Origin of the sequence: Streptosporangium saharense, from assembly GCF_014203715.1 — a bacterium.
In the GTDB taxonomy this organism is placed as follows: domain Bacteria; phylum Actinomycetota; class Actinomycetes; order Streptosporangiales; family Streptosporangiaceae; genus Streptosporangium; species Streptosporangium saharense.
Genome location: NZ_JACHJP010000001.1, coordinates 1,327,258 through 1,338,743 on the forward strand (window position 1 = coordinate 1,327,258; position 11,486 = coordinate 1,338,743).

8 protein-coding genes are annotated in these 11,486 nt (G+C 71.6%); 3 read left to right on the forward strand and 5 right to left on the reverse strand.

All coding sequences use genetic code 11. From position 1 onward, the window contains the following. The first annotated feature begins 46 nt into the window (after nucleotides 1-46). Nucleotides 47-922, forward strand: a complete 876-nt coding sequence (locus tag FHS44_RS06480; protein ID WP_184712927.1) for a sugar kinase — start codon at nucleotides 47-49, stop codon at nucleotides 920-922. Nucleotides 923-927: 5 nt separating this feature from the next. Here FHS44_RS06480 and FHS44_RS06485 read toward each other — a convergent pair whose 3' ends face one another. From FHS44_RS06485 to FHS44_RS06505, 5 genes are all read right to left on the reverse strand, one after another. After that, the gene (locus FHS44_RS06485) at nucleotides 928-1,668 is read right to left on the reverse strand and encodes an acetoacetate decarboxylase family protein (protein WP_184712928.1); all 741 of its coding nucleotides are present in this window, start codon (nucleotides 1,666-1,668) and stop codon (nucleotides 928-930) included. After that, entirely contained in the window at nucleotides 1,653-2,783 is a 1,131-nt protein-coding gene (locus FHS44_RS06490) for a glycosyltransferase family 4 protein (RefSeq protein WP_184712929.1), read from the reverse strand. The genes FHS44_RS06485 and FHS44_RS06490 overlap by 16 nt, the downstream gene beginning before the upstream one ends. A gap of 49 nt (nucleotides 2,784-2,832) precedes the next feature. After that, complete coding sequence (locus FHS44_RS42270) at nucleotides 2,833-4,737, reverse strand: acyltransferase family protein (protein WP_184712930.1); 1,905 nt, start codon at nucleotides 4,735-4,737, stop codon at nucleotides 2,833-2,835. Between the two features lie 211 nt (nucleotides 4,738-4,948). Continuing rightward, a complete protein-coding gene (locus FHS44_RS06500) occupies nucleotides 4,949-6,637 on the reverse strand; it encodes an LCP family protein (RefSeq protein WP_184712931.1) in 1,689 nt (562 codons plus the stop codon). Nucleotides 6,638-6,791: 154 nt separating this feature from the next. Next, complete coding sequence (locus FHS44_RS06505; protein WP_312863543.1) at nucleotides 6,792-8,234, reverse strand: hypothetical protein; 1,443 nt, start codon at nucleotides 8,232-8,234, stop codon at nucleotides 6,792-6,794. Nucleotides 8,235-8,337: 103 nt separating this feature from the next. On the opposite strand from FHS44_RS06505, the gene FHS44_RS06510 reads away from it, so the two are divergent. Together FHS44_RS06510 and FHS44_RS06515 are read left to right on the forward strand one after the other, a co-directional pair. Continuing rightward, nucleotides 8,338-10,485 (forward strand): hypothetical protein, encoded by a 2,148-nt coding sequence (locus FHS44_RS06510; protein WP_184712932.1) that lies wholly within the window; start codon nucleotides 8,338-8,340, stop codon nucleotides 10,483-10,485. Between the two features lie 125 nt (nucleotides 10,486-10,610). Then, entirely contained in the window at nucleotides 10,611-11,444 is an 834-nt protein-coding gene (locus tag FHS44_RS06515; RefSeq protein ID WP_184712933.1) for a permease-like cell division protein FtsX, read from the forward strand. The last annotated feature ends 42 nt before the right edge of the window (nucleotides 11,445-11,486 follow it).

Consider the following 11,486-nt stretch of genomic DNA (forward strand, 5'->3'; position numbering starts at 1 on the left):
AACATGGCTCCATCGGCGTCGCAGCGCGCCGCGAAAGGTTTCCCCCGTGGACGTCTACACCCTCGGCGAGGCCTTCGCCGTCGTCAGCAGCGGTCGGATCCGGCACGAGCACGAGGTCAGACTGGACGTCACGGGATCGGAGTTCACCGTCGCGATCGGCCTGGCCAGACTCGGGCACAAGGTGGCGTGGCTGGGCAAGGTGGGCGCCGACGAGCTGGGCCAGCGGGCGCTCACCGCGCTGCGCGGCGAGGGCGTGGACGTCTCCGACGCCAGGACCGAGGACGGCTCGGCGACCGGGATGATCCTGCGCGAGGCCAGGCCGGGTCAGGCGGCCAAGGTCACCCACTACCGGACGGGCACCCGGCTCGCCCAGGGGAACGTTCCCATCGACCGGATCGCGGCCGTGCGCATCCTGCACGTCAGCGGGATCACCGCGGCGCTGAGCGCGCGCGACGCCATGCACGCGGCGGTGCGGGCGGCGCAGACGGCGGGGGTCGTGGTCTCTGTCGCCGTCGACTACCGCGACCAGCTCTGGCCCGACCTGCGGGAGGCGGAGGAGGTCCTCGGCGCCCTGGCCTCCTCCGCGGACCTGCTGTTCGTCCGGCAGAGCGAACTCGACCTGGTCAAACCCGCGCTCGGCGGCGGCAGGCAGGTCGTGGTGCTCAGGGGGACCAGGGGCGCGAGCGTGCGGGTGGACGGCGTCCGCCACGACGCCCCGGGCATCGTGGCACCCGTGGTCGATCCCGGCGGGTGCGAGCACGCCTTCGTCGCGGGCTATCTCAGCGCCCTGCTCGACCGGCTGCACCCGACGGACAGGCTGCGCAGGGGCGCCCAGCTCGCGGCCTTCGCCGCGTCGAGCCCCAGCGACTGGCAGGGCCTGCCGACCCGCGCCGAGCTGCCGCTCCTCGAACTGGAGAACTGAACCAGTTAGAGCTGCTTGGCCTCGCCGAACGTCATGGCCAGGTGGGAGACCGTGCCCGTCAGCACCGCCCGTCTGGGCAGGCCCAGCTCGCTCAGCTCCTTGGCGATCGGGTGGTTGCCCAGCCGGATCAGCGCCCCGCCGAGCCGGGCACGGACCCCGCGCAGGGCCGCTGACCAGGGAACACGCCGGGTGACACCGTCGAGCTGGCCGTAGGCCCTCGGCGGCGTGACCGTGCCCGCGAAGGGCAGGGGCATGCCCGGCTTGACGAGCAGGTCGAGCACAAGGCGGCCGTCCCTGCGCACCACGCACCGCTTGTACGGCGAGGCCAGCCGCAGGTCGATGTCGGCGACCTCCCGGGGGAAGCCCCAGATCACGCGCCCTGCCTCGGCGGCGAAGCTCCGGTCGGCGGGCAGCCAGTGGACGAACGACCCCGCCCCCGTCCTGCGCAGTTCGGCCAGGTTCGCCCGCAGGCCACGCGCCCTGGGCGGCGGCCCCGCGTCGGGCGGCCTGGTCAGGAAGGAGACGGCGAACTCCCGGCAGGGCTCCAGGTCGCCGTCGGCGTGCTCGGCGAACGCGAGCGTGCACAGGGCCCTGCCCGGCAGCACCTCGGCGACGTCGAGCCCCGAGTAGGCGATCACGGCCCGGGCGGCGTCCGCCCTGACGAGATAGGAGGCGGCGCACGCCACCGCGTCGCGGACGCGGACCGGTGTGGCGATCTCACGTCCCTGGATCAGATGGCGTGCCATGCCTCCAGTACACCAATCTCCACGGCCGACGTCACCGGTTTGCCCGCCCATTCCTCAAGGCGGCCGACGAACTCGCCCGCCTGGTCGGGCCAGTGGTGGTGGGTCAGCGCCTCCTCATGCCCGCGCTTGCCCATCGCCGCGGCCCCGCCGAGGTCGTCCCGCAGTCCCAGTACGGCGTGCAGCGCCGCGTCCACGTCCCCGAACGGCACCACGACGCCGCAGCCGACCCGCTCAACCATGGAGGCCGCCGCGGGCAGCGGCGTCGTCACCACCGGCACACCCCTGGCCATGTACTCCACGACCTTGGTCGGCATCGACTGCCGGTAGTTGGGCACGTCGTGCAGCAGGGAGAGCCCGGCGATCGCCCCCTCGGCCATTCGCAGCGCGTGCTGGTTGGGCACGTAGCCGTACCAGTCGAGCACGCCCTCCCGTTGCGCGTCCCGCAGCAGCGGCCTGATCTCCTGGTCGGCCGCCCCGACCAGGTCGGTCCTGATCCCGTACGGCAGCAGCCGCCTGGCCAGCTCGACCAGCTCGACGGCCCCCCTGGCCGCCGACAGGTGGCCGACGTAGATCACCCGGTTCCCCACGGGCGGAGCGGGCTGGCGCCGGGGCACGTAGGTGGTGTTGAGCACCACGGGGTGGGTCCCGGAGAAGCGCTCCTGATATGCCTCCTCGGCCAGGATCAGGTGCATACGACGCTCCGCCCTGGCCTCGATCCCGCGCACCAGCGACGGCAGCGTACGGCGCAGCACCCCCGGCAGGTACGGCTTGGCCTCGATGGCGGCCGCGGTGTCTTCGTGCACGTCCCACACGGTCGCGGGACGGCGCCTCGGCAGCCGGAGCAGCAGCTCGATGTCGTGGACGATCAACAGGTCGGCACCGTCGAGCCCGCGTTTGAGGGCCTTCCTGGCGGCCTTGAACGCGCGCCTGCGGCGCCGCCCGGTCGCGCGGGGCACGTCGATCGCCCTGATCCCGGGATCGGGCGTGACGTTGCAGTCGGTGAAGGGCGCGACATAGGTGATGTCGTGCCCGGCGTCGAGGAGCGCCCGGATCTGCCGATGCATGATCCGGGCGTCTTCGGGGTGATGGACGATCGTCCCGACACATACCCGCATATGCCGATGCTGAGTGTCGGTTCCGTCCTCACCGGATGTGTTGAGTGAACTACCGGGGAATGGCGGCTGAACTCTCCCTGGAGGAGGGCCTGCGGTACAGCCAGACCAGGCGCGGTTCGAGCAGCCACTTGAAGAGCGTCCGGGTCTGCGGCAGGCACAGGATGATCGCCAGCACCAGGGCACTCGACGCGATAGCCAGCACGCCGAGCGGGCCGTACAGCCACGGAACGCTCAGCCACTTCTGGTCCTTGGCGATGAGCACGATGACGCCGTGCAGCAGATAGGCGTAGAGCGTGCGGGTGCCCAGGTCGGAGAACCAGGTCTCGCGTCTGGGCACGAGCGCCAGCACCGCGATGGAGAGCGTCAGGCCCGCCAGCAGCATGGCCGCGCGCACGATCAGGCCCATCCACCAGCTGATGTGCATGTACTTGAAGCTGTAGCGGTAGTAGACCGGGTCGAGGCCCACCCGGGGGGCGATGTAGATGGCCACCGCGACGGCCCCGGCGATGACGAACCCGGCGGCGATCCGCACCCAGAGCGGCTTGAGCAGGTCGAAGTGCTCGGGCTTGAGCAGCAGGCCGAACACGTAGAACGGCAGCAGGCCGAAGAACCGGTCGAGGCTGAAGTCGCCGGAAATCTCGGAGAAGCCCGCCACCATATATATGGTCACCGCGACCAGCAGCGGCCTGCGCATCCTGGTCCAGATGGGCGTGGAGATCCGCCAGAGCACCAGCGCGACGAGATACCAGTTCAGCCAGGCCGGGTCGATGATCGTCAGGGTCCACTTCTGGCCGAGCGAGTAACGCAGCAGGGCGTAGCCGATCTCGATGAACGCGTACGGCACCAGCATGGTGTCGACCAGCTTGTTGATCTTCGCGTTCGAGTTCCAGAAGTTACGTCCCAGGTAGCCGCTGATCAGTACGAACGCCGGCATGTGGAACGTGTAGATGAACAGGTAGGCCGACTTGGACGAGTGTGCGGCCAGGGTCGGCACCAGCGAGTGCCCGGTGACCACCAGGGCGATCAGGATGAACTTGACGTTGTCGAGGTACGGCTCGCGCTTCTTCTTCGCCGGGGCCGCGGGGGGCTCCTCGGCGTAGGCCCGCTGCTCCCACTCCAGGGCCGTCATGTCCCTGGTGGACAGACCGGGGGCGGCGTGCGCGCCGACGGGAACCTGCACGCCCTGCTGCTCGGTGGCCGGGGCGTGCTCGTTCAGGTAGGCGGGGATCCTGGGCCGGGCGTCCATCCGGGCGGCCCGCGAGCCCCGCCGCCGCGGCGCGGCCCGCTCGGGAACCTCGGCGGAGACGGGCTCGGTGTACGGCGTGGCGGGGGGCGGGCCGGGAGGTGCCTGGTCCCAGGACTCGGCGTGCGGGGGGACGGGGGGCACGTGCTCCCAGGGAGAGACGGTCGCCTCTCCCCACGCGGAGGGCTGCCGGTCGTTCTCTCGGGGCTCCGGCCGCTGCCGCGCGGGGTTCTCCCCGTAGGACCCGTGGGAGGGCTCAGGCTGCTGGCGGGCGGAGTTCTCCCAGTAGGAGAAGGTCTCCGAGGAGGAGGTGCCCGAGGTCCACGCCCGCGCCTGCGCCGCGCCGAACTCCTGCGCCCACCGCGCGTCCCGGTCCCTGGGGTCGGGTGCGGGGGCCGGGGTCTCGTGGGGGTCGGGGTAGGGGCTGCGCGTCTGCCGCGCGCCCGACGCGGCCTCTCCGGAACTCGCTCCGTTTCCTGGGGCGTTGCCCGGTTCCCGGTAGGCGGGGTAGCCCCACGCGGTGACCTCGCCCGCCCCTTCGGAGCCTGCCCCTTCGGAACCCCCGCCTTCGGAGGTGACCGGCCAGCTCGGGGGTTGGGGCCAGGGAGCCGCCCTTTCGCCCTGTGCGCCGGGTTGCCCGCCGTCTCCGGCGCCGGGGGCGCCGTCGTCTCGTGGGGCCGGTACCTGGGAAGAGGGTCGGGTGTCGCTCACGAGGAAAACGCTCAGCTATCTGTCGGAGACGGGAAGCGGACCGGCGAGATCGCCCGTGACACGGGCGGGCGACGGAGTCGCCCCACCGGTCGGACCACCATAAACGCTCTTGGACGCGATGTCGCACGAGCACACCGCGTTTCACGGGGTTTCGTGACCGTCGGACGGTCCGGAGCTGGGAGAACGCCCCGGTTTCCGAGGAAACCGGGGGTCAGAGGCAGGGGTTGGTGTTGGCGTCGACCACGTCGTCCTTGATGCTGTCCGGGATCTTGATGGGGGCGGCGACGCCCTCCCAGTCGGCACCGATGACCAACTGGATCACCGGTCCCTGACCGTCGACCGGGGCGGTGGGCGCGCTCGCCGTCGGCGTCGCGGTCGGGGCCGTGGTCGCGGCCGTGGGGACGTACGGCTTGCTGCTGCCCGGCCTGATCTTGCCGCCCTCCGGCTTGACCTTCGTCTTGTTGAGGAGCTTGGCGGTCACCGGGGTGGCGTAGTCGGCGCCCTCCTGGGCGTTCTTGGCGTACAGGACGCGCGTCCTCGGCTGGTCGGCGCCGCTGGGCAGCCGCGCGTCACCCACCTCGACCACCGTGAAGCCCTGCGCGGCCAGGGCGTCGGCCACCTCCTGAGCCCTGCCCGAGGTGTTGGTGCCGTTGAGCACCTGGACCCTGACCTGGGCGGGCTTGATCGCGGGCTTGGCGGGGGCCGTGGTCTGACCCGGGCTGGCCGAGGGCTTCGGCGTGGCGGTCGGCTGCACCTCGATGTCGCTGCGGATCGCGGCGAAGAGCTGGTCGGCCTTCGGCTGGGCCCACTCGACCCGGCCCGGGTCGGGCGCGTACGGCTTCCACGGCACGGTGACCGACTTCAGGCCCTTGGCGTTGAGCGAGGCCGCGCTCTGCGCGATCTCCAGGAGCCGTCCCGTGGTGAGGTTGCGGTCCATCGTCACCGAGGAGGTCGCGGCCTCAAGGAAGGCGGTCAGCTTGGGCAGGCTGGTCAGCAGGTCGGAGCTGGTGGCCTTCTTCATCACCTGGGTGAGGAAGACCTGCTGGCGCTTGATGCGGCTGATGTCGCTGCCGTCGCCGAGCGTGTAGCGGGCACGCACGTAGGCCAGGGCGGTCTCGCCCTTCACGATGTGCTTGCCCTTCTTCAGGTCGAGCTTGGCCTTCTTGTCCATGACGTCCTTGGGCAGGCAGATCTCGATGCCGCCGAGGGCGTCGATGATGCCCTTGAATCCGGAGAAGTCGACCTTGACGAAGTGGTTGATGTGGATCTGGGTGAGCGTCTCGATCGTCTTCCACGTGCAGGCGATGCCGCCGTCGTTGAAGGTCGCGTTGATCTGCCGGAGACCTGCGGGGATGAGCGCCTTGGTCTTGGGGTTCTGGCAGTCGGGCGCCTGGACCATCGAGTCGCGGGGGAAGCTGATCAGCGTCGCCTTGTCGCGGTTCGGGGAGATGTGCAGAAGGATGATGGTGTCGGTCCGCTCGCCCGTTCCCTGCAGGTGCTGGCCGTACTTCTTGTTGCCCGCGCCGTCGCGGCTGTCGGAGCCGACGACGAGGACGTTGAGCGCGCCCGTCTCCGGTGGGCGGTTCGCGCCAAGTTTGTCCTCGACGTCCTCGCGGGAGATGTTGCCCTCGATGTCCCGGTAGAACTTGTAGCCGGTGAGGGTGCCGACCACCATGACGCCGGTCAGCGCGATGCTGATCCAGGAGCCGATGCCGAGTTTCCCCGTTTTGCCACCTCCCTTGGAGCGGCCGCCGCCGCCTTTCCTGGGAGTTTCCTGGTAAAGAGGAGAGATCTCCTCGGGAGCCACCCCGTTCCTGCCCGCGCGCCTGGACGCCCTGCGTCCGGGAAGGGCCGGTTCTGTGGTGTGATCGCTCACGGCGACGTGCCGGTGGTCGCTCATGCGATCTCCTTGCTCGGCGGCAACGCCCGCTTTCCCAGCTCGCTCATTGCGCCCAAAGAGTAGGTCACGAAGTCAGCGCGGGGGGCCGTGATGATGTGAACTCGGCCATGACCGCCCCCCGGAGCCTTCGTGATGATACGGCGGCCCAGCATACTCAAATACGGACATTTCTTGGAATGTTACTGAAAGAAGGTTTACTCGCGGCGAAAGCCGCTGCAAGCCCGGCCAGTGGTACGGCGGGCAGCACGTAGCGGTAGTCGAACTCGGCCACCGCGGCGGGCATGACCAGCAGCGTCACCGCCGTCGCCCACGGCAGCACCCACGCCGTCGAAAGCTCCGCCCGCCGTACGACCGCGACCACCGGGGGGACGAGCAGGATCACCAGCAGCGCGGCGCCGGGCAGGGCGGCGACACCCTGGTAGGCCCGCATCCAGCCCGCGTACGGCTCGACGACCTCGGTGTCGATCGGTCCCCGCTCGTAGCGCTGGGCGAAGCCGGCGCCGACGACGGCCGGGTAGCGCCCGGGCGGCTCCGGCGTCGTGACCGGGAACAGGTAGTGGTCGTAGATCTCCTGGTCGGGATAGACCGGCCGGTCCAGGGTGAAGGAGCGGCCGAGTTCCGTCAGGACCGAGCCCAGATAGTCCAGTGGCTGACTCCGGATGGCCAGCGAGGCGAACTCCCCGGCCAGCGCGTCGGTCTCCCGGGTGAAGGTGATGCCCGGCAGCTTGACCAGCGGAGACGCCGGGTCCCAGATGTACTCCTGCGAGGGAGGCCGCTGCGCCGGAGGGCGAGGGTCGCACAGGACGGCCAACTCGGGAGAGGGCTTCATCACCGCGCAGTCGGCGAACGTCATCGTCTTGGCGTAGAGGAAGGCGCCGTTCGCCCCGACCAGGCCGATCCGGCCGGTGGTCGCGTGGAACCAGACCCCGTAGCCCACGATCGGCAGCGCCGCGGCGGCCAGCGTCACCGCCGCGACCGCCACCCGGCCCCGCTCCCGGTAGAGCAGCCACGCGCCCAGCAGCGCGACCAGCGGCAGCCCGACCGTCCTGGTCAGCGTCGCCCCGGCCACCAGCAGCCCGATCGCGCTCGCCCTGACCACCCACCCCCGCCCGTCGGCCCGCCGTACGGCCAGGCAGACGGCGGCGACCACGAGCGTCGTGAACAGCGTGTCGGAGACCAGCAGGTGCTCAAGCTCGATCTGGTAGGCGTCGAGCAGGATGGGGACGCAGGCGAGCGTCGCGGCCCAGGCGGGGGCGCGCAGCCGCCGCGCGGTGAGGTAGACCAGCACCCCCGTCAGCAGCCCCAGCAGGTGCTGGACTCCCGCGACGACGGCGAAGCTGTGGAAGGGCTCGAACAGCCGCAGGAACATCGAGTAACCGGCGGGACGGACCAGGTCGGGCCTGGGCCGCATCGCGGTGACCACGTAGGTGTAGGAGTCGGGGAACCACAGCGCGGGCCGGTAGCCGAGCATGGCCAGCGCCCGCAGGGCGGCCCCGAGACCGAGCACCACCAGGAACCACCGCTCCCGCAACGCCCCCGGCAGGGCCAGGGAAAGCCCGTCAGGAAGCCCTCGGCGCCCCCGCACCCACCCGACCACCGCTGCCCCCTTCGCACGCTGCGCGTACGCTACCCGCTCGGGGCCGCCCGTCGCGCGCCCCCGTCGCCGTCGCGCGGCGCTGCCGCTACGCTCGGGGCCAGCCATGAGGATCGGCCCGTGGGACAGCGCGCGCGGACCCACGGCGGGCAGGGTGCTCGCCGTGCTCTCCGCCGTGCCCGCGCTCCTTCTGGCGGGCTGGCTGCTGGCCGGGTTCACGCTGCTGATGCTCGGCTGGTTCAGGCCGCTGGCCGCGCTGCCGCTCGGCCTGCTGGTCGCGGCGCTGCTGTGCCGCTACGGCCTGCGCCGCCTGCCGGAGACGGTCGAGGCGACCGCGGGACAGACCGCGGCGGTCGTCGCCGTCGCCCTCGGTTCGGCGGTCTTCAACACGGTGTTCGGCAGCGAGCAGCTGATCGTCCGCCGTGACCCGGCGACCTACGCGCAGTACGCCGTCTGGCTCGCCGAGCACGGCTCGCTGCCGATCCCGTACCAGGAGGCGGCCTTCGGCGGCCCCGATCCCGCACTGCGCTTCGGGAGCATGGGCTTCTACGACTTCGGCGGCGCGGTCGTGCCGCAGTTCATGCCGGGACCGCCGATGATCCAGGCGCTCGGCCACTGGCTCGGCGGGCTCGGCGGCCTGCTGCTGGTTCCCCCGCTGCTCGGCGCCCTGGCGGTGCTGGTCTTCTCCGGGCTCGTGGCGCGGTTCGTCGGCGCCCGCTGGGCTCCGCTGGCCGCCCTGGTGTTCGCGGTCAGCCTGCCGATCCTCTACACCTCGCGGACGACCTTCAGCGAGATCCCGTCCCTGATCATGCTCTTCGGCGGGCTCGTGCTGATCCACGACGCCAGGGCAAGGCTGCGTTCCGGCGTCATGGGGCTCGGCTACCTGCCGCCCGTCCCCTCGGGGGAGCGCCCCGGGCTGGTCCGCGCGGCCCAGGCCTACGGTGCCGTCGCGGGCGCCGACCTGGCGGGCCTGGTGTTCGGGCTGGCCGTGCTGGTCAGGATCGACGGCCTGCGGGACATCCTGCCCGTGCTCGCCTACGCCGGGCTGCTGATTGCCATGCGCAGGGTCGGCGGCCGTCAGGAGGGGCGGCTCGGCCTGCCGCTGCTGTGCGGCCTCGCCGTGGGCACCGGGATCGGCCTGGCCGCCGCCTACTTCCTGTCCAGGCCGTACCTCACCTACCTGGGAGGCTCGGTCAGGCCGCTGCTGGCCATCTGCGGCGCGGTCCTGCTCCTCACCCTGGCCGCCGCCGCCCTGGCGCCGGTGCTCGCCCCCTTCCTGCGCCGGGCCGTACGGCTGCGCTGGCTTCCCGAGGTGGCCGCGGGCCTGGTCGTGCTGGCCGTCGCGGTCTTCGTGGCCAGGCCGTGGCTGCAGACCGTGATCCGCATCCCGGTGACCCCCGAGGACGCGCTCAACGCCGCGTTCATCCAGCGCACCCAGACGGACAACGGCCTGGCGCCGGACCCCACCCGGCTCTACTACGAGGAGTCGCTCTACTGGGTGATCTGGTACCTCGGCATTCCGGCCGTCGCGCTGGCCACGATGGCCGCCGCCCTGCTGACGCGCAGGCTGGTCAGGCGGCGCGGGTTCGGCTGGCTGCTGCCGCTGGCCGTGGTCGGCTGGACCACGTTCGCCACCCTGCTGCTGCCCTCCATCACCCCCGACCACCCGTGGGCCTCCCGGCGCCTGGTGCCCGTCGTCATCCCCGGCCTGGCCCTGCTGTCGGTCTGGGGCCTGCGCTGGGTCAGGGACAAGGCCCGCAGGCTGGGGTACGGCAGGGCCGTACAGCGTGGGCTGGTCGTGGCGGGGGTGCTGTTGCTGCTCGTCCCGCCCGTGGTCACCTCGGCGGGCGTGGCCTTCACCCCGGTCGAGCGTGGTGAGCGCGCCGCGGTCGAGGCGATGTGCGCGGCCCTGCCCGCCAACGCCTCCGCGCTGATCGTCGAGCGGGTCACCGGCGACCGGCTCACCCAGGTCGTCCGGGGCACCTGCGGCGTGCCGACCGCCAGGGTCTTCTACCGCGAGGGCGCGGACATCCCCGTCCCGGCCGACGTCGACCGCCTGGTCGGCCACATCCGCGCCGCGGGCAGGGTGCCCGTCCTGCTCGCGGTCAGGGCCGACCAACTGGCCCCGTACGGCGAGCCGGTGCAGGTGATGAAGCTGCGGGCCCGCCAGGACGAGCGTTCCCTCGTCGATCCGCCGAACGGCACCTGGTCGATGGCCGTGGACGCCTGGATGACCGTCCCACCCGCCTCCTGAGTCCCGTAGGTAACGGTTCGGTTGGCAAGGGGTCCTGCCGTCGAACGGTGATCGAATCCGTGATATCCATTCATGGCTGTTGTGAAGAACGTCTGGTTAGCGCGGTGGGTGACGCATTGGACGCCATGGTTTTCGGAAGTGGCGCGCGGGCACGGGTCCGCCGTGCCGTACTGTGCGGGATCGCGGTGGCCGCGGTGCTGCCGGTGAGCGCGCAGGCCGCACAGGCGGCGCCGTCCCCCAGGGTCACGCAGGGCGTCACCGACGGGAAGTTCTCCCCGCCGCCCAGGGGGCCGTGGCCGAAGGGCGGGACGTTCTCCGTCTTCCTGTGCTGGGACGGCGCGCCGGGGAAGAACTGCCACGGTAAGGCCGCGACCGCCGAGCAGCGGCGCGCCCTCGACGCGAGGCTGCGGGCGATGCCCCAGGTGAGGAACGTGCGGTTCGTCTCCCGTCAGGAGGCGCTGGCGGACTACCGCAGGGCCTACGCCGACGACGAGATCATGCTCTCCGTCGTCGAGGCCAGGGACCTGCCGGAGTCGTTCGTCGGGACGCTCCGCGACCGGGCCGACATCGCCCCCTTCCCCGGGACGCTCAACCCGGTTCCCGGCGTCGCCAACACCGCCGCCTACGGCCACCACTTCTGGCACGGCAAGGCCGACGCCCACGTCACGCTGTGCGGGCCGGACGACTGCGAGGGACGCGGCCCGGTCACCTCCCAGGAGCGCAGGGCCGTCGAGGCCAGGCTGGCGGGCATGGCGGAGGTCGAGCACGTCTACGTCGAGGACGCCGCGCACGCCAGACGCGTCCTGTCCTTCATGACGGCAAGACGCCTGCCCGACTCGGCGCCCGCCTCCGAGGGCTACTACGTCAGGCTCGCCGACCCCTCGGGTGCCCGGTCGTTCGCCGCGACGATGGAGAAACTGCCGGGCGTGAGCCTCGGCGAGGCCGTGGGAGAGGGCTGAGCCGGACGGGCGAAGTGGATCCGCCCGCCAGCCGGGCAGAGT